General features: G+C 59.9%; 20 protein-coding genes. 7 read left to right on the forward strand and 13 right to left on the reverse strand.

Annotation, left to right across the window (positions count from 1 at the left end):
- Positions 1-56 precede the first annotated feature (56 nt).
- On the reverse strand, positions 57-404 hold the full coding sequence (locus EFD56_RS01250) for a DUF488 domain-containing protein (RefSeq protein ID WP_012490098.1): 348 nt from the start codon (positions 402-404) through the stop codon (positions 57-59).
- A gap of 95 nt (positions 405-499) precedes the next feature.
- On the opposite strand from EFD56_RS01250, the gene EFD56_RS33070 reads away from it, so the two are divergent.
- The 3 genes from EFD56_RS33070 to EFD56_RS01265 all read left to right on the forward strand — a co-directional run bounded on the left by EFD56_RS33070 (position 500) and on the right by EFD56_RS01265 (position 3,591).
- Complete coding sequence (locus EFD56_RS33070) at positions 500-949, forward strand: hypothetical protein (protein WP_010011249.1); 450 nt, start codon at positions 500-502, stop codon at positions 947-949.
- Between the two features lie 454 nt (positions 950-1,403).
- A complete protein-coding gene (locus tag EFD56_RS01260) occupies positions 1,404-2,426 on the forward strand; it encodes a class I SAM-dependent methyltransferase (RefSeq protein WP_037146356.1) in 1,023 nt (340 codons plus the stop codon).
- A gap of 352 nt (positions 2,427-2,778) precedes the next feature.
- Positions 2,779-3,591 (forward strand): PA3715 family protein, encoded by an 813-nt coding sequence (locus tag EFD56_RS01265; RefSeq protein ID WP_245440542.1) that lies wholly within the window; start codon positions 2,779-2,781, stop codon positions 3,589-3,591.
- 140 nt (positions 3,592-3,731) lie between these two features.
- Here EFD56_RS01265 and EFD56_RS01270 read toward each other — a convergent pair whose 3' ends face one another.
- Both EFD56_RS01270 and EFD56_RS01275 read right to left on the reverse strand, forming a co-directional pair.
- Positions 3,732-5,297 (reverse strand): PQQ-dependent sugar dehydrogenase, encoded by a 1,566-nt coding sequence (locus tag EFD56_RS01270; protein ID WP_037146352.1) that lies wholly within the window; start codon positions 5,295-5,297, stop codon positions 3,732-3,734.
- A complete protein-coding gene (locus EFD56_RS01275) occupies positions 5,297-5,734 on the reverse strand; it encodes a DUF2231 domain-containing protein (RefSeq protein WP_037146350.1) in 438 nt (145 codons plus the stop codon). Before EFD56_RS01275 ends, EFD56_RS01270 begins: the two co-directional genes overlap by 1 nt.
- A 258-nt stretch (positions 5,735-5,992) precedes the next feature.
- On the opposite strand from EFD56_RS01275, the gene htpG reads away from it, so the two are divergent.
- Positions 5,993-7,879, forward strand: a complete 1,887-nt coding sequence (gene htpG / locus EFD56_RS01285) for a molecular chaperone HtpG (RefSeq protein WP_037146348.1) — start codon at positions 5,993-5,995, stop codon at positions 7,877-7,879.
- Between the two features lie 163 nt (positions 7,880-8,042).
- On the opposite strand, the gene EFD56_RS01290 is transcribed toward htpG, so the two are convergent.
- The 3 genes from EFD56_RS01290 to EFD56_RS01300 all read right to left on the reverse strand — a co-directional run bounded on the left by EFD56_RS01290 (position 8,043) and on the right by EFD56_RS01300 (position 10,180).
- Entirely contained in the window at positions 8,043-8,366 is a 324-nt protein-coding gene (locus tag EFD56_RS01290; RefSeq protein ID WP_085744617.1) for a hypothetical protein, read from the reverse strand.
- A 223-nt stretch (positions 8,367-8,589) separates the two neighbouring features.
- Positions 8,590-8,976, reverse strand: a complete 387-nt coding sequence (locus tag EFD56_RS01295; protein WP_029531801.1) for a DUF1236 domain-containing protein — start codon at positions 8,974-8,976, stop codon at positions 8,590-8,592.
- A gap of 166 nt (positions 8,977-9,142) precedes the next feature.
- Positions 9,143-10,180 carry an aldo/keto reductase gene (locus tag EFD56_RS01300; RefSeq protein ID WP_126904444.1) on the reverse strand — a complete coding sequence of 346 codons (1,038 nt, stop codon included), beginning with the start codon at positions 10,178-10,180 and terminating at the stop codon, positions 9,143-9,145.
- A 464-nt stretch (positions 10,181-10,644) separates the two neighbouring features.
- Here EFD56_RS01300 and EFD56_RS01305 point away from each other — a divergent pair, with 464 nt between their 5' ends.
- From EFD56_RS01305 to EFD56_RS01315, 3 genes are all read left to right on the forward strand, one after another.
- On the forward strand, positions 10,645-12,531 hold the full coding sequence (locus EFD56_RS01305) for a diguanylate cyclase (RefSeq protein WP_064826441.1): 1,887 nt from the start codon (positions 10,645-10,647) through the stop codon (positions 12,529-12,531).
- A 108-nt stretch (positions 12,532-12,639) separates the two neighbouring features.
- Positions 12,640-14,934 (forward strand): FdhF/YdeP family oxidoreductase, encoded by a 2,295-nt coding sequence (locus EFD56_RS01310; RefSeq protein ID WP_126904445.1) that lies wholly within the window; start codon positions 12,640-12,642, stop codon positions 14,932-14,934.
- Complete coding sequence (locus EFD56_RS01315) at positions 14,931-15,206, forward strand: hypothetical protein (protein ID WP_037146339.1); 276 nt, start codon at positions 14,931-14,933, stop codon at positions 15,204-15,206. Before EFD56_RS01310 ends, EFD56_RS01315 begins: the two co-directional genes overlap by 4 nt.
- Before the next feature lie 55 nt (positions 15,207-15,261).
- Here EFD56_RS01315 and EFD56_RS01320 read toward each other — a convergent pair whose 3' ends face one another.
- From EFD56_RS01320 to EFD56_RS01355, 7 genes are all read right to left on the reverse strand, one after another.
- On the reverse strand, positions 15,262-16,260 hold the full coding sequence (locus EFD56_RS01320; RefSeq protein ID WP_037146337.1) for an AraC family transcriptional regulator: 999 nt from the start codon (positions 16,258-16,260) through the stop codon (positions 15,262-15,264).
- Between the two features lie 767 nt (positions 16,261-17,027).
- Positions 17,028-17,303 carry a hypothetical protein gene (locus EFD56_RS01330; protein ID WP_406550207.1) on the reverse strand — a complete coding sequence of 92 codons (276 nt, stop codon included), beginning with the start codon at positions 17,301-17,303 and terminating at the stop codon, positions 17,028-17,030.
- 120 nt (positions 17,304-17,423) lie between these two features.
- Positions 17,424-18,503 carry a quaternary amine ABC transporter ATP-binding protein gene (locus tag EFD56_RS01335; RefSeq protein ID WP_037146335.1) on the reverse strand — a complete coding sequence of 360 codons (1,080 nt, stop codon included), beginning with the start codon at positions 18,501-18,503 and terminating at the stop codon, positions 17,424-17,426.
- Positions 18,496-19,383, reverse strand: a complete 888-nt coding sequence (locus tag EFD56_RS01340; protein ID WP_012490081.1) for an ABC transporter permease — start codon at positions 19,381-19,383, stop codon at positions 18,496-18,498. The genes EFD56_RS01335 and EFD56_RS01340 overlap by 8 nt, the downstream gene beginning before the upstream one ends.
- A 93-nt stretch (positions 19,384-19,476) precedes the next feature.
- Positions 19,477-20,478, reverse strand: a complete 1,002-nt coding sequence (locus tag EFD56_RS01345; RefSeq protein ID WP_004671995.1) for an ABC transporter substrate-binding protein — start codon at positions 20,476-20,478, stop codon at positions 19,477-19,479.
- Positions 20,479-20,546: 68 nt separating this feature from the next.
- Positions 20,547-21,341 carry a pyrroline-5-carboxylate reductase family protein gene (locus tag EFD56_RS01350; RefSeq protein WP_037114205.1) on the reverse strand — a complete coding sequence of 265 codons (795 nt, stop codon included), beginning with the start codon at positions 21,339-21,341 and terminating at the stop codon, positions 20,547-20,549.
- 13 nt (positions 21,342-21,354) lie between these two features.
- Positions 21,355-21,984: a TetR/AcrR family transcriptional regulator gene (locus EFD56_RS01355; RefSeq protein WP_004671993.1), complete on the reverse strand. Its 630-nt coding sequence runs from the start codon at positions 21,982-21,984 to the stop codon at positions 21,355-21,357.
- Positions 21,985-22,117: the final 133 nt, after the last annotated feature.

The following is a 22,117-nucleotide window of genomic DNA, read 5'->3' on the forward strand; positions in this document are numbered from 1 at the left end:
TTCCCGGAAATTTTTACGCAGGGGGCAGCCTTTCATCGGCGTCGGGCGCCGATGTTTCAGCTTCTGCCGAGGAACCGCTGCAGCACGATCGCGTGATTGTGCTGCAGGTCCTTCGCCGCATAGAGAAGCGTTGCGTCCGATTTTCCGATCTGGTGTTCGAGTTCTTCTACGGCCGACGCGTTCATTTCGAGTTCGCCCTGGTAGCGGCGCTGGAACTCTGTCCATCTGGCGGGATCGTGGCCGAACCAGCGGCGCAGCGCCGGGCTCGGCGCGACCTCCTTCAGCCAGAGATCGACTGCCGCATCCTGCTTGCTCAGTCCGCGCGGCCAGAGCCTGTCGACGAGAATGCGGATGCCGTCCTTGTCTTGCTTCGGTTCGTAGATTCGTTTGATGTGCACCGTCATTTGCTCACCCGCATTGGTTCAGAATCCTTTTCGATCGAAGAGATGAGTGAAGGACTTGGTTCCACCTTAAGAGATATGAAAGGTTGAAGGCAGCCATGCTTCATTCGTCGCGGCTGCGGATCGCGCGGTTCCTCAAAAAGAACACGCCGCCGCATTTTTCCGGCGTGAATGACGATTTTGTCTGGGGTGCCGCGCTGGCCAGCGAACGAACGGCCGACGAACTGCTGGTCGTGGGCGAAGACGGCACTGTTTTGATAGGCAATGCCCGTGATGGTTTCCGCAGTTTGGGGGAGTTTTTCCCCGGTGATTACATCTGGTCGGTCCGCAGCTTCCTAGGGAGGATCTACTTAGGCACCTGTCTTTATGTGCTCGAAGGCTCTCGCGTGAGGCTGCTTACGGGCGAAAAGTTGGACGGCAAGACGCAGGTCATCAGCCTCGACAGCGTGTCTGATAACGCCTTGTGGATAGCGACCAACCGTCATGCGTACCGTTACGACGGCAGCGCATTCACATACTATCAGCACGGCGACAATCTCGCGTACTGATGGCTTCGGCTGAACCCATTGCAATAAGGTCAGCTGTCGGGGTATCCTGAACAATGGCTATTCATGTTTTGCTGAACCAGTTCGTCCACATAGGGGTCGAACGCTCTATCCTCGACACACCCGATCCGAATAACCCATACAGGCGGCTTGAACACGCGCGCGAGATCGGGTCATCGAGACAACTGAGGGACTAAACAGCTATGGCACGATGCCATGACGGCACGCGAGGAATTTCGTCGAGCGACGATCCGACAGAGCATGCCGAGCGGCATTGTCGTCTGAAGCTTCAACACCCGTCAGTATAAAGCGGAGATGCGGCTCGGCTGGGCCGTTCGGTCAGCAGGGCAGCACCCGATAGGGTTAGCTGGGTGCGTATTGTAGAATATGTGAATGTACGCATAATTTCCGCGGCTGGCGCGGCCAGGCAGATTGGTCGAGTGCTCTGGGGGATGCTATGGAAACAGATGTCGAGGACACCCATGCCGGTGTCGTGTCGCCGGAACTCGTGGTCGATGCACTCTTTGCATGCCGGAAGACGGCGGCGATCAGGGCGGCTATCGAACTCGATCTCTTTACGCATATCGGCGAGGGCAAAACGGCAGTATCCCTGGCGTCGGCAATGAGCGCTTCGGAGCGTGGGACGCGCATCCTGTGCGACTACCTCGTGGTCCATGGCTTCCTGACAAAGGAGAGCGGCGAGTACCGAATGACGCCCTCGACCAGAATGTTCCTCGATCGCAATTCACCGGCCTATATGGGCTCCGCCGTCGAGTTCGTCGCCGCTCCCGAAGTCCTGGATAATTTTCTGCGTGATCCGGCCGCCGTCGTTCGAAATGGCGGATCGGCCGGGCTTGCGAACCTGTCTGCAGATAATCCCGTCTGGTTGAAGTTTGCGCGCGGTATGGGCTCCTTTACCGGGCTCAGTGCCAAAATACTGGCCGGCGAAATCTCCGGCTGGGGCAAGCCTCCCAGAAAAGTTCTGGATATTGCTTCAGGTCCGGGCCTGTTCGGGATCGAAATTGCCAAGGTCTTTCCGTCGGCGGAAATCGTCGCCGTCGACTGGGCGGCTGTATTGGAGTTGTCGCGGCAGAATGCGGAAAGAGCCGGCGTTGCTGACCGATATCGGACGGTCGCCGGCAATGCTTTCGATGTCGACTGGGGCACCGGATATGACCTCGTGCTGCTTCCAAACTTCCTGCACCACTTCGATATGCCGACATGCGCTCAACTGTTGCGAAAGATCATCGCGAGCCTTGCAGAGGATGGTCGGATCGTCGCGGTTGATTTCGTGCCGAACGAAGATCAGGTTTCACCGCCTTTTCCCGCGGCGTTTTCCTGGGAGATGCTCGCTGGCACGCCGTCGGGGCAGGCTTATACGCACAGTGAGCTGACTGAGATGGCAAGACTGGCCGGCCTTGCGGGTGTCATGGTCAAACCGATGCCGCCAACTCCGGCAAGCCTCATTGTCTTCGAGTAGCCGGCCGATTGCCGTCTTGCTGCCGGCGGATGCCCGTCCTCTCGCTCTCGGTGATCTCGCATTTCCCGCCTCGTCGGTGAGACCCCGCCACGCATTTTTCAATCGGCGGCTTCATCGAATATCTGGGCGTTCTTTCGCAGATGGGATCCTTTGCGCTCGAACGCGATATCGATCCGAAAGAGGGTGGTCGAGGACCCTTTGGCCATCTCGAAGCTGCTCGCACGGGCGGAAGCGACCGTCTGGTCGAGAATTGACGTGCGCCTGGCTTTGGTGCGATCCGTATGCTGCAGTCACGCTTTGCATGGCTGGTTTGCTGAGGATCAATATGAAGCGGTTTTCGAACATCCGAACCTTGTTCTTCGCGCCGGTCGTCCTGATCGGGCTTGGCGCTCCGGCGGCATTGGCGGGGCAGAATGATTGCGTCGGCCGTGCGGCAGACATTATTCGACATGCTTACCCGAGCGCGACAAATGCCGATGATGGTACTCTTCTGTTCGAAGGGGCAACCATCACGCTATCCAGGAGCGACAGTGTCGATGACGATCCGCATGCGGTGATCTGCCGGGCTTGGCCGGCGCAGCCCCAGCTGACGCTGATTGCGGTTCCGTTGATGACAGAGCAGTCGGATTCGGAAAACGAAGGTGGTATCGAACTCCTCGTCGTCGACAGCACCAACCTGCAAGTAAGGCAGCGGCTGCGTCTTGACGGCTTCATGTCCGACGACGCCTTTCGTGTGCGAAGCGTCGCCCTCGACACCGCACGCTATCAGCTCGCTCCGAAGAGAACGGCTTTCGGCCTGCGTGTTTCGCGGGAAGGCAGTTCGCGCGCCAACCCATTCGGTGAAACGACCTTATGGCTCTTCGCGATCGAAGGTGATGGGCTGAAGCCGATTCTTGACAACGTTGTCGTTCGCGAAAGTCACGGAGAATGGGATACCGTCTGCGCCGGTGAGTTTAGCGAAACCACGCGCACGCTTTCGATGGTTCCGTCAGCCAAAGACACCGTTGCCGACATCATTGTCACCGAGAAAACGACGACATCCGTCAACAGGGTCGGAACGGATAATGATTGCAACAGCGAAGATAAGACGACGATCCGCAAACACCGGCTGCGGTACGACGGATCGGGATATGGCGTTCCCAAAGACCTGAAGCGGGTCGATTAGGAGGACTGACCGGGACGGGGTCCAGGCTGCGCATCGTGCACATGGCGAATTAGAGCTCGGGCAAATCTAGGCGCCCGAGCTTCATCCCGCCCTCGGCGCAGCGATCACCGTCCACAATTCTGTCCAGCACTCCGTCAGAGTTAGGGGCCTGTCGCTGGGGCGATCTGCATCTGCGGGGGCTGGAGCGCGTCGTCTTTCCCAGGGCTCACTTCGGTATCGGTTGCAGGCGCTCCGGGCGCGGCCGGCGGCGTCGGGGGATGAGCAGTTGATCCTGTCGTTTCGGTTCCGACCGCGGGATTGTTGCCGACAGGGGGTGCGGCGGCCTCAGCATTTATCGAAACCTGCTCGGTAGCGATCGGTTCAGGGGTGACCTTGCCATCGGCCGAAGCCACGCGCCATACGGTGTTGCCGCTATCATCAGCCACAAGCAGTGCACCGGTGCCGTCGATGCCGACGCCGACTGGCCGTCCCTTCGCCTGATCCCCCTTGATAAAACCCGTCACCACATCCTGCGCCTTGCCGGAGGGCTGGCCATTTTCGAACGGCACGTAGACCACCTTGTAGCCGTTGAAGCTGTCCCGGTTCCAGCTGCCGTGCTCGCCAATGAAGGCGCCGTTGGCATAGGCGGCCGGCAGCGCCGAATTCTTGGAGAAGGTCAGCCCGAGGGCCGCGACGTGGCTGGACAGGGCATAATCCGGCGGGATCGCCCTGTCGACCATCTCAGGGCGCGACGGGTGTACGCGCGCATCGACGTGCTTGCCATAATAGCTCCAGGGCCAACCGTAGAAGCCGCCTTCCTTGACCGACGTCATGTAATCGGGAACCAGGTTCGGACCCAGCTCATCACGTTCATTGACGACAGTCCAGAGGACGCCGGTATCGGGATTGAAGGTGAGGCCGTTTGGATTGCGCAGGCCCGAGGCGAAAACGCGCGCGGCGCCGGTGTTTCGGTCCACCTGCCAGATCGCGGCGCGCCCCTTTTCCGCTTCGAGGCCGTTTTCAACGATGTTCGAATTCGAGCCAACCGAAACGTACAGCACCTTTCCGTCCGGGCTGAGCGCAAGATCCTTTGTCCAGTGATGGTTGATCGGGCCGCCTGGCAGAGGCGTCAACAGTCTCGGCGGAGCGGTTATCTCATTCTGCCCAAGCGAATAGGGATAGGCGAGAATGGCGCTCGTCGAGGCGACATAAAGCGTGTTGTCGATCCACGCCACGCCAAAGGGCGACTCCAATTTTCTCAGGAGATCGTGCCTCTCGTCTACAATGCCGTCACGGTTCGTGTCGCGCAGCAGCGTGATCAGATTGCTTTCCTTCTGCTGGCCGCCACTATCGCCATGAGCGATCGACATGATCCAGCCCCGTATGAAATCCTTTGGCCGTGATTTTTGCTCGCCGGATGGACCGCGGGATTGAATGACCAGCACGTCACCATTCGGCAGGGTGTGCACGGTGCGCGGATTGGCGAGGTCCTTGGCAAACGCAGTAATCTTCAGGCCGTCCGCAACCGCCGGCGTCTCGCCTCCTTTCCAACCAACGACCTCCGCCACCTTCAGATCAGCGAGCAGAGACATGGCCGGCTCGGGCAGCACCGGATTAGGTCCGATCTGCGTGGAAATATCGAAATTGTCGCTCTGCGCATAAGCCGTGAGGCCGATGCTACTCGCTAGCGACAGGATCGACGCGCGGAGGATTCGGGTCTTGATCATCACACTCTCCAGGCCAGTCGGGCATACTTGCGGGCAGACACGGCCGCAGTCACCAGGCACAAGACGAACGTGACAGCCGATAGCGCCAGCCCGTAGGGGACCACTGCGGTCCAGCCATCGCCGGCATGCACAAGGCTGTTTGCGACCGCAAGCACCAATATCAATAGGTATAGGAGGGCGGATAGGAAGGTCGGCCGCAAAGGCTGAGTCCGCGGACGCAGCAGATCGAAGACTCCCACTAGAATTGCAAGCCCTCCGAAAACCAGGCCGGCAAACAGCAGCCAAGCTGAGAAGTTTTGCCATAGCAGATTGCCGCTTTGCCAGAAGGCGATATCGGTCGCCAGCGCGAGCGTAAAGCAGACGAAGGGAAATGGGATAAAGAGCGACTGTATGGGATAGGCGGTCGCGTCGCGATTTCTGGCGGAAAAGATTGCCATGGCATGCTCCTTGGCGAAGAGAGCTTCGACTTGCCTACCAACCGCACAACGCGGAGTTAGTTCCCGCCGCAGCCGTTGCCAATCGGCGTGGTTCGAAGAGCGACATATGCCATTGAGATTGGCGCCGCCTGTCAAAGGCTCGGGCAGTGCAGCGGAGCCGAGTGCTTCGCGCTCGCATCTGCTTTCAGCCCTTGAATTTTGCGCCCGGTTTCGCCAATTGATCGGCGGAAAAATCCGTATCTTCTGGGGAAACCAAGCATGACGACAAGTGTCGAACAGAATGTCGAAAGCCACGTCTTCGAGGCCGATGTCGCCCGCCTTCTGCATATGATGGTCCACTCCGTCTACTCGGACAAGGACGTCTTTCTGCGCGAATTGATCTCGAATGCAGCCGATGCCTGCGAGAAGCTTCGCTATGAGGCGATCGAGGCACCGGCGCTGCTGGGATCAGATGCCGAGAGCCGTATCACGCTGTCGCTGGACGACGAGAGCCGACAGCTCGTCGTGGAGGACAACGGCATCGGGATGCAGCGCGACGAAATGATCGAGGCCCTCGGGACGATTGCGAGGTCGGGGACCCGGGCTTTCATGGATCGCATAGCAGCGCGCAAAGCCGGTGAAGGCGCTCAACTGATCGGCCAATTCGGCGTCGGCTTCTATTCCTGCTTCATGGTCGCGGATCGGGTCGACGTGATCTCCCGCCGCGCCGGCTCGGAGGAGGCCTCGAAATGGTCCTCGGACGGCAAGGGGAGTTACAGCGTCGCTGCGGTAAATCTTGCCGAGGCGCCAGAGCGCGGCACGCGCATTGTCCTGCATCTGATGGAGGATGCGAAGAAATACACTTCCAGGTGGACTGTCGAGCGGATCGTCAAAGAACAATCCGGCCATGTTCCCGTCGCAATCCGGCTTATCGAAAAGCCGGGCAGCGAACCGGTTGAGATTACCGACGGCACCGCGCTCTGGACAAAATCGAAGAGCGAAGTCAGCAAGGAAGAATATACCGACTTCTACCGCGGCGTGTCCGGTCAATACGATGAACCGGTCCTTACCGTGCACTTCCGTGCCGAAGGCCGGCATGAATACACGGCTCTCGCCTTTGTGCCTGGAACACAGCCGTTCGACATGTTTGACCCGGATCGCAAGGGGAGGATGAAGCTTTACGTCAAGCGCGTCTTCATCACCGACGACGCGGAACTGATGCCGAGATATCTGCGCTTTGTCAGGGGCTTGGTCGATACGGCTGATCTGCCGCTCAATGTTTCTCGCGAAATGATCCAGGAAAGCTCGATCCTGGCGGCGATCCGCAAAGGCGTCACAAACCGGGTCATCACCGCGATCGAGAAAATGGCTGATAGCGAGCCGGACACCTACCTCAAGTTCTGGGAGAACTTCGGAGCTGTCTTGAAGGAAGGCATTTACGAAGACTACGAGCGGCGCACGCAACTGATGGCGCTTGCGCGCTTTCGTACCTCGACCTTGGCCGAAGGCTACCGTTCCTTGGCTGAATACGTCAAAGACGCGAAAGAAGGCCAAAATGCCATCTACTATCTTGCGGGTAGCAGCCTCGACCAGTTGAAGGCATCGCCACAGCTGGAAGGCTTTCGGGCGCGCGGCATCGAAGTGCTGCTGTTGACCGACTCGGTCGACAGCTTCTGGGCGGTGAATGCACCGGAGTTCGAAGGCAAGGCATTCAAGTCCATCACGCAAGGAGCTGCGGATCTTGCTGGCTTTCCAACCACCGATGGTCAAACACCGCAGGAACTGGATGGCGCCGGCCTGGCGATCTTCATCGGCTTCGCCAAGGAGAAACTGGCCGGTCAAGTCTCCGATGTCCGTGCATCCGACCGGCTGACGGAGAGCGCAGTCTGCCTCGTTGCGCCGGAGGATGGTTATGACAGGCAGATGGAAAAGATTCTGCAGAATGCAGGTCGTCTCCAAGGCGCCGCCAAGCCAATTCTGGAAATCAACCTGGCCCATCCTTTGGTCAGAGCTATCGCAGCGGTCGAGAACGATGCCTCCTATCAGGAGGACGCAACATTCTTGCTGCTCGACCAAGCGCGCATTCTGGACGGCGACCGGCCGGAAGATCCCCGAAAATTCGCGGAGCGGCTGGCGAGAGTCTTCCAGAGGTCTGTCCCTTCCTAAGCTGGGCTTGTTCAGCGCCCAAGCCGGTAACAGGCGTCGGCTTGTCGCGGGTGTCGCCATGAGTTTCCTGGCGGCATCTGCAGCCGACACTACACGGTGGATGCCGAGAAAGTTACGCCGGTCGAAGGGCTCGGGGCTGAGTCTGCCGGCTATTACGGTTAAGTTAGACGGGTTCGCTGCCGCGGCCAATGCAGGGAGTGAGAAGCTCCGGGTAGTTCTTTTCGTTGCTGGCCGTAAGATCGGTGGCTGAGAGCAGGAGTTCCGTCAAAGCTCCGAAGCGCTCATGCGCCTTTCTCAGGAGTTCGGCGCTGGCGATCGGGAGATCGATCACGGTCTCAAGCGTGCGAACGACACGCCGGGCGGCTCGCCGGATCTCGCGAGACGATATTTCAGATTTCACTATCTCCGCCGCCAGATTGAATTTGGCGCGGAAACTTGTCGCGTTTTGGGCGGCGATCTGCCATTGGCGGTAGGTCTGTTGCTGCATGGCGACTTAACGCCTCAAGCGCCGAAACGTCTCAACTCACCTGCAAACAAAGTGAATCGCATTTTAACCAAAACTTAAGCGTAAATTAGTTGAGGCTTATTAAACCGCCTAGCCCCGGGTGGACGTCGCGCTAACCTCCCACTCGTCAAAATAAGCGGGCGTCGGCTAAGCCGACGCCCGCAATCATCCGGGGGAGTTGTCACTCTTAAACCGCCGGATGCCACTACTCGATGATCTGCACGACCCTGCGGGTCTGCGGCTCGACGATGACGCGCTGCTGTCCCATCACGACGTAGCCATATTTCGGATTGTCGGGGACTTCACTGATCACGACATCAGGAGGCAGCGCGACGCCCACCTTCACCGGTTCCTGGACGATCACCCGTTCCGCCGGGGCCGGGGCCTGCTCGACGTAGGTTATCACCTGGGCAGGCGGAGGATCGATCACGCTGCCCGTCACGCCACCCACCACTGCGCCGACACCAGCTCCGATCGGGCCGCCGACGATGGCGCCGGTGGCCGCGCCTCCGACCATGCCGGTGACGGCGCCGTCCGCAAAGGCCGAGCCGGCTATGCAGGTGATTGCCGCTGCGAGAATAATGCTTTTCATGCTGTTCTCCTTTTTCACAGGTGAACCAGAAAAGCGGCGCGGCACGCATTGTTCCGGAGATAGGACCTAGGTCGGATGATGCGACGCACGGTCTTCGCCGCGCGGAGAGAGCAGGGGTTGCGATCGGACTGCCTGTCATCCCAGCGACTGCCTGGCCTGTGAGGAGTCAGCGACCAGAGACTTCGTGGACGGGCGCGTCAACCCGTATCAAACCAAGCGCTTTCAGTTCCTCCCACAGCTCGCGGGGAATGGCTGTGTTCCGCGCGCGCTGGTTAGATGTTACCTGATCAACCGACTGGCCACCGGGGATGACGGAAACGACAGCTGGATGATAGAGCGGAAAGTTGAGAGCGGCGTCTGCCATAGCGACATTGTGTTCTCGGCAGACCTGCTCTATTCGCCGAACCTTGTCGAGGATCCCTGGCGGGGCGTCGGAATAATTGTACTGTGCGCCGAAAATCGGCCCTGTGGCGAGGATGCCGGAATTATACGGACCGCCGAGCACTATGCCGATATTGCGGGCTTCGCACATTGGGAGGAAGGATTCCAACGCGTCCTGCTCAAGCAACGTGTAGCGTCCGGCAAGCAGGAACAGATCGAAATCTCCTCGTTCGGCTAGCGTCTGGCACATCTCCCACTCGTTGATCCCGCCGCCGATGGCCTTCACGACGCCCTGGTCGCGCAACGAGATCAGTGCGTGATATCCACCGGTCATGAATTGCTCGAAGTAATGGGCGCAGGCTTCCGGCGTGCCGTGGTTGAACACGTCGAGATCGTGAACGAACAAAATATCAAAGCTGTCGAGACCCGTGCGTTCGAAGGATGCTTCCAGCGATCGCATGACTCCATCGTAGCTGTAGTCGAAAATCTCCCTGCGACTGGGCGTATCAAAGAATTTGCCGATGCCGGTCCGCTCATCGGGTCGGCAGACCTTCATTATCCGGCCTACTTTTGTCGACACCACGCAGTCTTCCCGCTTTTTCCTCGCGAGGAAACGACCGACTCGCCTTTCCGCAAGGCCAAGCCCATAGAGCGGTGCGGTGTCGAAGTAACGAATGCCATATTGCCAAGCTGCATCCAATACGGCTGTTGCTTCTTCATCGCTTATGGCTCGATAGAGATTGCCGAGCGGCGCGGTGCCAAATCCGAGTTCCGTAAAGGTGAGGCCGCCGTCCCCTCTGCGATCCCAATGTCGCATCTGCATGTCGTCCGCGTCCTATGTTCGTCTTGCCGTTCCCCGCTCGAACAGATGCGCTGTGCCTCAACGGGGTTGGTTTGATCGCCTCGCGCGCGCAGCTATGATGTCGGTCACGCTCGAGCGCCGGATGTCGGCATCATGTCCCGCAAGAAGATTATTGAGAACTCCTTTGCCAGATTGCGGGTGCCAATCTTCGCCTCCGCCGCCACGCGCGCGGCTGAATTCTAGACAATAACGCATCTGAAGTGGAATCGAAGCGCAGGTTGGAAATTTCAGTCGCGACGCGACCGACGTTGCGCGGTGTTAAACCTCACGCAACTCATTCCGATCGTGCCTTCCGCATGCGTCGAAAGCCTGCATATCCGGTGCACCAGCAGCGATCGAGACGTCCGCCCTGCGGTTTAACGAAGCTCAAACCAGTATCGTCGTATGACAGTTTTCTTAGGTGGTTTGGAAGTGGATCCAAAGCAGTGAATGGCATCTGGACACAATTTGGTGGCAACCTTTCCTTCGTATCCCTGGCAATGTCGCTCTGGGCGCTCTTTTCGATTCAGTTTCAGCGCCGATCCATCACACAAGAGAGGATCGCCTTCGGAATCATAGCCGGCGGCGCCTCTGTCGGATCCATGTTGCTCGCCATCGAATTTCACCCCGGCATCTATATCGATCTGCGATTTTCGCCGCTCGCATTGGCCGGCATGTTCGGGGGGCCGATCGCTGCGGCTTTTGCCGCTTCACTGGCTATCGCCTTTCGCTTTGCCGTCGGCGGAACGGCGATGGTCGACGGGATAGTCACGATCGCTATCACCGCTGGGATCGGGGTGGCCGGTCATCTCTTGACGCGCAAGAGATCTCCAGGTTTCACGGACGTTGTTGTGCTGAGCCTCGCCCTCGGCGGCGCTCTGGTTGCATCCATGGCCCTGCTTCCCACTCTCGTGACCGCTCATGTACTTGCCGGGGCCGGTTTTCCGCTGACCGCTTTGAATTGTCTGGCCACCGTGCTGGGCGGCTTCGTCCTTTTGAAAACGCAGCAATGGGAGCTGGAACGCAGCATTCTGGTCACGGCATTTTCGCAATCGCCCGACTATCTCTATGTGAAGGACCGAAACAGCCGGTTCATCACCGTCAATGAAAACATGACCCGCCTCTTCCGTTTCAGAACGACGGCGGAAATGATCGGATTGTCGGATTTCAATCTGATGTCGCGGCCGCTCGCCGAGGAACTCTATTATCTCGAGCAGCAGGTCATAGACACCGGCGTGCCGCTGATCGATTCCACAGAGCATATAGAAGGCAGATTCCTGCTCGCCTCCAAGGTTCCGTTGCGCGACAAGCAGGGGCGGGTGATCGGTCTGGCCGGCGTAACACGGGATGTGACGGAGCGCACCGCCCTGGAGCGGGAATTGCGCGAAAGCAAGAATCTGCTGTCGCATGCGATGGCCAGCATGTCCGATGGCATCGCCATGTACGACAGCAAAGGTTTTATTCTCTTTTGCAACGAACAGTATCGCGATGCGTTCCCGCTTTCCGGAGAGGCTCGCGTGGTCGGCGCCCATATCAATGACATCCTGCGCCGCGTCGTCGCAACCGGCGAACGGCAGGGTATCCCGGAAGGAAATGTGGAAGAATGGATCAAGGCCGCCACAGCTTCCCTGCATAGCAACAAGGATGAAGAGGTTCAGCTTCACAACGGCGACTGGCGCAGCATCCGGACGCGACTTGCAGATGACGGCACGGCAATGGCCGTCGTCTCGGACATCACGGCGACGAAGCAGGCGGAAATCGCGCTCAGGCTGTCGGCGGAACAACTGAAGAATCTGGCCGAGACCGACGGACTTACCGGCATCGTCAATCGCCGCGCCTTCGACGAAGTCTTCGCGCGCGAAACCGCGGGCAACGCTCGGAGAAACACGCCTTTCAGTCTCCTGATGGTCGATATCGACCGTTTCAAGGCCTACAACGATACCTACGGGCATCCCGCCGGCGACCAATGCCTGCGCGTCGTCAGCAAATGCCTGCGCCAATCCGTCAGCCGACCGGCGGACATCGTGGCGCGCTATGGCGGAGAGGAATTCGTGGTCTTCCTTCCCGACACCAGCGCCAAGGGTGCAATGATCGTCGCCGAGCAATTCGCACGACGCCTCGCCCAGGAGAATATCGTTCATTCCGGCAGCGAATTCGGACGTGTGACCGCCAGTATCGGCATATCTTGCGCGACAGGGGCAATGTTGCGGGCCAGTCCGAACCGGTTGCTCGCTGAGGCCGATACCGCGCTCTACGAGGCCAAGACGCAAGGCCGCAACCGCATTCTCGCGCATTTGCGCGAGAATGGGCATGCGCTGAAGGACGCCGGCTAAGCGACACCCGGGTCCCTTCTCGAGACTGCGGCCTTTAATAGGATTTTTCTATCAAACCATCGCTTGAATGGCCTTGATGTTTGCCCGGCTTCGACAATACACGGGCGCATGGGCACAAAATTCATTGGGAAGAAATCGGCGGCAGCCGGAGGCTGGGGCGCTTTGAAGAGTTGCGGCAAGCAATTGCTGCAAAGTGGAATGCCGATCTCCGGGGCGCGAACGATGCTGAAGGCGAACCAGCCGGATGGGTTCGATTGCCCGGGCTGCGCATGGGGCGATCCGGAACACGGATCGTCGTTCGAGTTCTGTGAGAACGGGGTTAAAGCCGTCGCGTGGGAAGCGACGGAAAAACGGGCAACGCCGGCGTTTTTCGCGAAAAGAACGGTTTCGGAGCTTCGCCAGCTTTCGGATTACGAGCTTGAGCTCAACGGGCGCCTTACCCATCCCATGCGCTATGATGCAACAAGCGACCGCTACCTGCCGGTGGCCTGGGAGGTTGCCTTTGCCGAAATCGGCAGCATCCTCAAGGGCCTCGCTAATCCTGATCGCGCGGAATTCTATACGTCCGGCCGGGCCAGCAACGAGGCTGCCTTCCTCTACCAGTTGTTCGTGCGCGTCTACGGCACCAATAACTTTCCCGATTGCTCCAACATGTGCCACGAGGCGAGCGGCATCGCCATGCGCCCGGCGGTCGGCGTCGGCAAGGGCACGGTGCTGCTGGAGGATTTCGAAGAGGCCGAGGCGATTTTCGTGATCGGCCAGAATCCGGGCACCAATCATCCGCGAATGCTCGGCGACCTGCGGCGGGCAGCGCTTCGCGGCGCGCGCATCGTTGTCTTCAATCCGATCCGCGAGCGCGGCCTGGAGCGCTTTTCCGATCCGCAGGATAAGATCGAAATGCTGCGCCGCGGCTCGACCGATATTGCCAGCCATTATCTGCAGCCGCAGCTTGGCGGCGATATGGCCGCGATCAGGGGCATGGCGAAGGCTGTGCTGGCCGCGGAAGAGGTGGCGGCCGCAGCCGGCCTGCCGTCTGTCCTCGATCATTCCTTTCTCGCCGAGCACTGCGCCGGTTTTGCCGAATACAAAGCGTCGGTCGAGGCGACGAGCTGGGCCGAGATCGAGGACCAGTCGGGGCTTAGCCGAGAGGAGATTGAACGGGCGGCCGATGTCTATATCAAGGCCGAAAGGGTGATCTGCACCTGGGCGATGGGTGTGACCCAGCATCTGCATTCCGTGGCGACGATCCGCGAGATCGCCAATTTCATGTTCCTACGCGGCAATATCGGCAGGCCGGGTGCTGGCCTCTGCCCGGTGCGCGGCCATTCCAATGTGCAGGGCGACCGAACTGTCGGTATCGACGAAAAGCCCTCGGAGGATTTCCTCGATGCGCTGGAGACGCATTTCCGCTTCACGGTCCCCCGCCAGCACGGCCATAATGTGCTTGCCGCGATCGGCGCGATGCTCGACGGCTCGGCCGAGGCCTTCATCGGGCTTGGCGGCAACTTCGCCCGCGCCACACCCGACAGTGCCCTCGTCGAGAAAGCGCTTCGGCGGCTGAAACTGACGGTGCATATCGCGACCAAGCCGAACCATTCGCATCTGATGCCGGGCGAAACGGCCTTTATCCTGCCGTGTCTCGGACGGACCGAGATGGACCTCAACGCGACCGGCAATTCCCAGCTCGTGAGCGTCGAGGATTCGATGAGCATGGTGCATGGTTCCGCCGGCATCAATCGTCCGGCCTCACCGCTTCTCCTTTCGGAAGTCGCCATCATTGCCGGCATTGCACAAGCGACGGTCGGCTCTGCCGTGGTCGACTGGGCGGAACTTGCCGAGGATTACGATCGCATCCGCGATCATATCGAGGCGACCATTCCCGGCTTCGAGGATTATAATAAGCGCCTGCGCAAGCCGCGCGGTTTCCATCTGCGCAATGCCGCCGCCCATCGCAAGTGGCAGACGCCCACCGGCAAAGCGTCATTCTCCTGCCAGGCGCTTCCCGAGCAGACGGTGCACCAGCGTGCGCGAATAGGCGAGGGCCGCTTCGCCCTGCAGACATTCCGCTCGCACGATCAGTACAATACCACGGTCTACGGCCTCGATGACCGCTACCGCGGCGTCTACGGAGAGCGGCAGGTCATCTTCATTCATCCGGAAGATCTGAAGGCGATCAACGCCAAGGCCGGCGACCGCGTCGATGTCGTTGGCGAGCACGATGACGGCATCGAGCGCGTCGCGCGGGATTTCCGATTTGTCCCCTATGACATTCCGCGGGGCAGCATCGCCGGCTATTATCCCGAGCTGAACGTGCTCGTGCCGCTTGGCAGCGCCGGCGAGGAAAGCGACACGCCGACCTCGAAATCAATCATGGTTTCCTTCCGTCGGCGAAATGCCGCGTGAGCGAAGAGACGTCCGACGCCGACCGATTTCTCGCCCTTGTCGCTACGGCACAAGATAGGGATGCCAGGCTGACCGCGATCCAGGCCGGTCTGCTCGTCGCCGCGGACCTCAACATCGCATGTGACAGCCGCTCCTTTGCACGCAGGCTGGGAATCGCGCATGCGCTTGTCCTGCGGGAACTCGACGCGCTCGCCGAGCATGAAGATAAGCTTGAGATCGTCAAGCGGGATCCGAGGACGATGCGAGTGTTTTACAGATTGGCCAGGTCCTGAGGCTTGTCGCACAAAATTGTGCAGTGATTTCGCGATGACGGCGATGCGGCCCGGCTTATCGGCGGCTCACGCGTTTCCGCGTGTCTGAGGGGTATTCCCCATAGGTCGTTTTATAGACCGCGGAAAAGCGGCCGAAATGGAAGAAGCCCCATTTGAGGCAGATGGCCTTCATCGTCTCTTTGCTTTCGGGATTGAGCAGGTCCTGGCGCGCCGCGCGCAGACGAAGCATCAGCAGATAGGCGGCGGGAGACGTTCCCTTGAAGGCGCGGAAACCGGTTTCGAGCGCCCTGCTCGAGACGCCGGCTGCTTCGGCCACCTTCGGCATGGTGATCGGCTGATCGATATTGGCCTGCATGAACTCGATTGCCCTGCGCACATGCCGCGGAGCGATCAGGGCCGGTCCCTTTTCGAGGAAATGCGACAACCGGTGCGGCACCATGCGCACGACCAGATCGGCCAGCGCCTGTGTCATGTGCGCCATGGCGATCGGCGACTCCAGCAACGGGCCGTCGTCGCGCATCCCCGATATGATCGTTTCGGTGAGATTGCCGATCGTCCGGCCAACCGGCGTCGACAGATCCAGCTCCGGCAGCAGGTCCAGCGATCCACTAAACGGCATTTCGAAAGTCTGGCCGATCGTCTGGAGGATGACGGGCCAGTTGATCAGCAGTTCGTCGATGACGTTGCCTTGCCCATGCATGAGAACGCTGTCGGGTTCGAAATTGTTGTAGAGAAGCAACTTCCCGTTCCCGGCCTCGGCCTTGCGCGCTCCATAGGTCACTCCCATGCCGCCGCGGCGGGGGACGACCAGCGACAGATATTCGGCCGTGGTGCCGGTCGGCTCGATGTTGAACTGGAACTCCGCCTCATGATAGCCGGTCAGCAGGACCGCGCTGTCCGCCACCGAAAAATCCAGTCCCCAGTGGAAGTCCTTGGCGCGACCGACGGGCTCGGCATCAAATGCGCCAAATGCACCACCGAGGGTTTCCACCATGTTGTCGAAGGACGAACCATGGAATCGGAAGGAGAATGGCTTTGCGCTGTTTTCCGTCATGCTGTTCCCGTTATTTCTTCCGACCGAATACGGCGGGAGGTGTTGGTTGCATGATGATGACGTACGTCCCTCTTTGTGGCCACACCTGCTGACATCGCCTTTTCCTCCGCGCTTTCGTCAGGACCTGATGGACGGATCGAAGGGCGAGACCTCGCCGCATATTAACGAAAATGGGGGGGCAGCGCACCAAGTGGCGGCGTGGCGGACGAGCTTTCTGGCATCGAAAGCTGTTCGACTGAACGAATTCACGACGAGGACGACCCTGGCAGGTGTTGGAAAAGGGAAGCTTTTGAACAGTTTATCGACAACGCCCATCGGTCGGATTTTCCTGGCCGCTCGGCAGGAACTGACAGAACCGGCAGCACTTGGCAAGCCTCGGCGCTGCTGCTTTTAGTAGTAATCTGATGATAAAACGATTAGCCAGCCTGCGCAGTCGGCGCGCTCTAATGCCCCGCGCAAAAGTCGCCTGCCGAAGGTTCTAAAGTGGACCGCTCGAGATAGCCTTCGGCAGGCTGACAGGCAGTTGCATACGCACGGGATGGAGTGCGTATGAATGGAGCCCCTCCCATCATTTGGGGTCATCGATGGAGGGGTTTGGCTTCAGACCGTAGACCATCATGGCCCCGGTCACGGTTACTTTAGTGTTCCGCAGCCATGGAGCAATTGTCCCGCGTCGATATTGTCGGTCGAGCGCCTTTTCGCGACGCAGTCTGGACTGGTCCTGCGCAATATGTACAGGCTGGCGCTTTGCTCTGGCGACTTTGCCACTAGGCATCAGAGCTCCAATGCGACTCACCGGCCTCGTAGAAAGCAGAGGTGCCTGGTGCGGTACGAATTCCGGAATTGCCATGTGCGCCGACGTGGTAGAGCTGCTGGATCGCGACGCACCTGCTTGATTCGGTCGTCGCCTTAACGCTGTTGTCGCCGGGACGGTAGTTTCCGCGTGTGAGAACAACGGCGGGATGAACCGGCATCGGCTCGACCACGATCGTCCCGGCGCCGCCCGGTGAGGCGATCGGCATAATAGGCGACGTGCTGGTCACCAGGCACGCCGCCTCTGGCCATGTTTCCCAAATGCGCCCCGAAGACGATCCGGTTGCATCGCATGGCTACGCACCGGATATCGGTGTCGCCGACCAAACCGAGAGACGCCGCGCGGAGGTTCAGAGTGCGACTGAAAGAGTGTTGTCGCGCCGGTCGGCCACCTCATGCGAATTCACCATCGCGCCGGCGAGCTGGCGGAAGGTGACGAGCCCCAGGGTTTCTCCCGATGGTGTAACCACCCTGGCATCGTCGGCCGGCGTCGAGGCCAGCATCCGGACGGCCTCTTCGACCGTCGTTCCGGCCGCAATCGCCAGTCCGACCGGTGCCGCACCGGCGTGCAGCGGGGTCATGACGGCTTCGACATGGACGACCCGTCCCCGGTTCACTTCCTTGACGAAATTGGCGATGTATTCGTCGGCCGGGCGCAGCACGATGTCCTGGCTGGTGCCCTGCTGGATGACTTCGCCGTCACGCAGGATGGCGATCTGGTCGCCGAGGCGCAGCGCCTCGTCGAGATCGTGGGTGATGAAGACGATGGTCTTCTTGATTTCCTTCTGGATGTCGAGAAGCACCGTCTGCATGTCGGTGCGGATCAACGGGTCGAGCGCCGAATAGGCCTCGTCCATCAGAAGCACCGGCGCATCGTTGGCAAGCGCCCGCGCCAGGCCGACACGCTGCTGCATGCCGCCGGAAAGCTGGTTGGGATAGCGCTGCTCGAAGCCCTTGAGGCCGACCCGCTCCAGCCAGCGCATGGCGATGTCGATGGCTTTGGCCCGCTCCATACCCTGCACTTCGAGGCCGAAGATGGTGTTGTCGAGGACGTTGCGGTGCGGCAGCAGCGCAAACTTCTGGAACACCATCGCCGTCTGCTGGCGGCGGAACGTCCGCAATTCGGTCTCGTTCATCTTCACGACGTCGACGCCGTCGACCAGCACTTCGCCGGATGTCGGGTCGATCAGCCGGTTGATGTGGCGGATCAGCGTCGACTTGCCCGATCCGGACAGGCCCATGACGACCTGGATGCAGCCGGAGGGGATCTCGATATTGATATCCCTGAGGCCGAGCACGTGGCCGTATTTCTGGTTGAGCTCGGTCTTTGTCAGGCCTTTCTGCACCGCCTCGACATGGGCGGCCGGGTTGGGGCCGAAGATCTTGTAGAGGTGGCGGATCTTGATGCCGCCGAAATGATGCTCAGCCATGAACGGTCTCCCGATGCTTCTGGAGCCTTTTGCCATATGCCTGGCTGACCCGGTCGAAGATGATGGCAATGCCGACGATGGCAAGGCCGTTGAAAATGCCCAGCGTGAAGTACTGGTTGGCAATCGCTTTCAGCACCGGCTGGCCGAGGCCCTGGACGCCGATCATGGAGGCGATGACCACCATGGCGAGCGCCATCATGATCGTCTGGTTGATGCCGGCCATGATGGTGGGCAGCGCCAGCGGCAGCTGCACCTTGAACAGTTTCTGCGATCGCGAGGTGCCGAAGGCGTCGGCGGCTTCGAGCACGTCCTTGTCGACGAGGCGGATGCCGAGATCGGTCAGGCGGATCATCGGCGGGATGGCGTAGATGACGACGGCGATCAGGCCGGGCACCTTGCCGATGCCGAGCAGCATGACGACCGGAATGAGGTAGACGAAGCTCGGCATGGTCTGCATGACGTCTAGGATGGGGTTGACGATGCGCTGCAGCCGGTCGGAGCGGGCCATCAGGATGCCGATCGGGATGCCGATGGCGATGGAAAGAACCGTGCAGACGAAGATCATCGAGACCGTCCGCATCGTGTCATCCCACATGTCGAAATAGCCGATCAGCATCAGCGTCACCAGACAGCCGGCGACGACCTTCAGGCTGCGGCTCCCAAACCAGGCGATGGCCAGGATGATCGCGGTGATGATCGGCCATGGCGTCTGAGTCATGAAACGTTCGGCCGCGATGAGGAAATGCTGCAGCGGCACGAACAGGCTTTCGATGCCGTCGCCGTAGCTGCGGGTAAATCCGCGAAAGCCGTCATCGATCGCCTTCTTCAGATTGCGAAGCGCGTCATCGTTCATGTGCGGGAATTTGTAAAACCATTCCATCTCGGTTCCCCTTTCGTCAAACAGCCGTGGCAGTCTTTTTGATTTTGTCGGCGCGTGAGAAGCGGTGCGCTTTTCGCGCACCGCTATTTTTGTTTAGAGAGCAGCTTCGATCTTCGCGGCTGCCTCCGGCGAGACCCACTTGGTCCAGATGTCCTTGTTCTCTTCCAGGAAGTGCTTGGCACCGTCTTCGCCGGTCGCCTGGTTGTCGGTCATCCACGACATCAGCTTGTTGACCGTGTCGTTGCTCCAGGAGCGTTTCTTCAGATAATCCATGACCTCGGGGCCGACCTTTTCAGAAAAGGGTTTGGCAACGAGGGTCACGACGTGATCAACCGGCCACGAAGCGGGCTTCGGATCGGGGCAGTCGGCGACGGTGATGCAGCGCTTCCATTCGGCGGCATCCTCCGGCACGCCGGCTTCGAGCTTGACCATCTGATACTTGCCGAGAAGCGCGGTCGGCGCCCAGTAGTAACCGACCCAGCCTTCCTTGCGTTCGTAGGCCTTGGCGATCGAACCGTCGAGACCGGCAGCAGAACCGGTGTCGACGAGGGTGAAGCCCGCCTTCTCGGCGCCGAAGGCCTTGTAGAGCTGCGAGGTGACGACCGTGCCGCCCCAGCCCTGCGGGCCGTTGACGATGGCGCCCTTCTTGGGATCCTCTGGATCAGGGAAGAGTTCCGGATGCTTCAGCACGTCGCCGATGGTCTTGATGTCGGGATGGGCGTCGGCGAGATATTTCGGAATCCACCAGCCCTGTACGCCGCCGTCGGGCAGCGGTGAGCCGACCTGCACGATACGGCCTTCTTCCGTGCCCTTCTTGACGACATCAGGCAGCAGGTCGATCCAGGCTTCCGGGGCGATATCAGGCTGACCCTTTTCCGCCATTGACGTGATCGTCGGGACGGTGTCGCCGACGGTGATGTCGGCGCTGCAGCCATAACCTTCGTTCAGGATGAACTTGTCCAGGTTGGAGAGAACTTCGGCGCTCTGCCAGTTCATGCTGGCGATGGTGACGCTGCCGCATTCGGCGGCGCTGGCGAAAGACGCACCGCCGAGCAGGCCGAACGTCAAACATGTCGATGCGAGTAGTTTCTTCATTCTCGTTCCCTCTATTTAGCGGCTGATCTAGCCGGGCGGGGTGCCGCAGTACCCGCCCTCAACGGTTGTCAGGAAGCGTCTCCCATACTCACCGATTTCTTGAATGCTGCCGATAGTCCGTCTGCCACCGCAGCGTCGAACCCGGCGGCGCGCATGCCTTGGATGGCTGCCGCCGTTGTGCCGCGATAGTCGAGAAAGGCCGCAACGGTATCGGCGGCAGATCCGTCGCGACGTTCCAGCAGGCGGCCGGCGCCGACCAGCACCGTATTGACGGCGCGGCGGGCAATCTCGGCCGGAAGGCCATGGGCGACGGCGTCGCTCATCATGGCGGCAGCGAGCAGTGCCGGAAATGCCGGGCCGGACCCGGAAAGGCCGGTGAGGTAGTCGATATCGCCTTCGCTTGCGACTTCGTCCTGTGATCCGCAAGCCTCGAAAATGGCGCCGACAATGGCCCGGTCGTCTGCGGTGACACCGCTCGCGCCGATCCAGGGCGTATAGGATCTGGCCACTTCGGCGGCAGCATTCGGCAGCGCGCGGACGACGCGACCGGTGTTGTGGCGTTCTGAGAGGGCATTCAGTCGGACGCCCGCCATGACCGAGATGACGAGCTTGCCGTCGGCGTCGACCGTCAGGCCATGCCAGTCACCGGGGCGCACCGAGAGAATGATCACGTCAGAGCGATCGGCAAGCGCCTGGTTGTCAGACGTCCAGGAGGAGTTCGGGAAGCGGCGCGGCTGTGTGCTGCGATAGGAGAGGCAAAGATTTCGAGAATCGACCACGCCGGCATCAATGAGCGAGCCGGCGATTGCCCCGCCCAGCCAGCCGCCACCACCGATTATGCCGATTCTCAAGGAAACGCTCATCGCCGGCCTTCCTCTAACTGGGCCTATAGCCGTGCCGGGAGAAGAAGCGATCAAGCTCCCTCTGCTGCGGCACTTCGCCCGTGTAGATCGCAATATACTCCGGAATCCGTTTCATGCGGACGGCGATATCCTCCCTCGACTGCATGGAGATGTAGCCGATCTGCACGAGGTATGTTGTTCGCGCTCTGACATCCGATGTCGTTTCTGGTAACCCGAACCGCATGAACATGCGCTTCAGCGCCTCCAGTCGGATCTGGTCGGCGTGCTGAACTTCGGCCAAAAGCTCGTCCGACTGCAGCGCCCAGCTGCGGATGGCGAACTCGAATTTCGCGTCGAAGAGATCGGTGTTGAGCCAGCAATCGAATACGTTGAGCATCGCCTCGGCCAGCGATTCCGCGTAAGCCTCGGACTGCTTGATGATGTTGCCAGTGTTTTTGTCGCGCCACCGCGCCACCAATGCGCTCAACAGTTCCTCTCGATCCTTGAAGAACCAGTAGAAGCTCGTCCTGGAGAGGTTGAGCTTCTTCGCCAAGGGCAGAATTTTCACCGAGTCAACGCCCGACTCGAGCAGGGAATGGTAGGCTGCTTCGAGCCATCCCTCCTGCGATCCGCGCCAGCCAGTGTCGTTCAAAGCCTGATCCATGAATTAACTCCTATCAAATTACGACACGGCGCACAAGAAAAATGTACATATGTGTCGAAAATAACGACCCGTCTGTTTTCTTCGTTGACACATATGTACATTGCGCATAGCGTTCCTTTGTCGTTTTTAATCC

Source organism: Rhizobium phaseoli, from assembly GCF_003985125.1.
GTDB lineage: Bacteria > Pseudomonadota > Alphaproteobacteria > Rhizobiales > Rhizobiaceae > Rhizobium > Rhizobium phaseoli.

Coding starts and splice junctions, on each gene's coding strand:
- EFD56_RS01300 (WP_126904444.1), bottom strand. CDS start 10,180: ATGCAGATGCGACATTGGGATCGCAGAGGGGACGGCGGCCTCACCTTT.
- EFD56_RS01320 (WP_037146337.1), bottom strand. CDS start 16,260: ATGACGGAAAACAGCGCAAAGCCATTCTCCTTCCGATTCCATGGTTCG.
- EFD56_RS01355 (WP_004671993.1), bottom strand. CDS start 21,984: ATGGATCAGGCTTTGAACGACACTGGCTGGCGCGGATCGCAGGAGGGA.
- EFD56_RS01310 (WP_126904445.1), top strand. CDS start 12,640: ATGGGCACAAAATTCATTGGGAAGAAATCGGCGGCAGCCGGAGGCTGG.
- EFD56_RS01260 (WP_037146356.1), top strand. CDS start 1,404: ATGGAAACAGATGTCGAGGACACCCATGCCGGTGTCGTGTCGCCGGAA.
- EFD56_RS01335 (WP_037146335.1), bottom strand. CDS start 18,503: ATGGCTGAGCATCATTTCGGCGGCATCAAGATCCGCCACCTCTACAAG.
- EFD56_RS01290 (WP_085744617.1), bottom strand. CDS start 8,366: ATGCAGCAACAGACCTACCGCCAATGGCAGATCGCCGCCCAAAACGCG.
- EFD56_RS01350 (WP_037114205.1), bottom strand. CDS start 21,341: ATGAGCGTTTCCTTGAGAATCGGCATAATCGGTGGTGGCGGCTGGCTG.
- EFD56_RS01340 (WP_012490081.1), bottom strand. CDS start 19,383: ATGGAATGGTTTTACAAATTCCCGCACATGAACGATGACGCGCTTCGC.
- EFD56_RS33070 (WP_010011249.1), top strand. CDS start 500: ATGCTTCATTCGTCGCGGCTGCGGATCGCGCGGTTCCTCAAAAAGAAC.
- EFD56_RS01270 (WP_037146352.1), bottom strand. CDS start 5,297: ATGATCAAGACCCGAATCCTCCGCGCGTCGATCCTGTCGCTAGCGAGT.
- EFD56_RS01345 (WP_004671995.1), bottom strand. CDS start 20,478: ATGAAGAAACTACTCGCATCGACATGTTTGACGTTCGGCCTGCTCGGC.
- EFD56_RS01275 (WP_037146350.1), bottom strand. CDS start 5,734: ATGGCAATCTTTTCCGCCAGAAATCGCGACGCGACCGCCTATCCCATA.
- EFD56_RS01250 (WP_012490098.1), bottom strand. CDS start 404: ATGACGGTGCACATCAAACGAATCTACGAACCGAAGCAAGACAAGGAC.
- htpG (WP_037146348.1), top strand. CDS start 5,993: ATGACGACAAGTGTCGAACAGAATGTCGAAAGCCACGTCTTCGAGGCC.
- EFD56_RS01295 (WP_029531801.1), bottom strand. CDS start 8,976: ATGAAAAGCATTATTCTCGCAGCGGCAATCACCTGCATAGCCGGCTCG.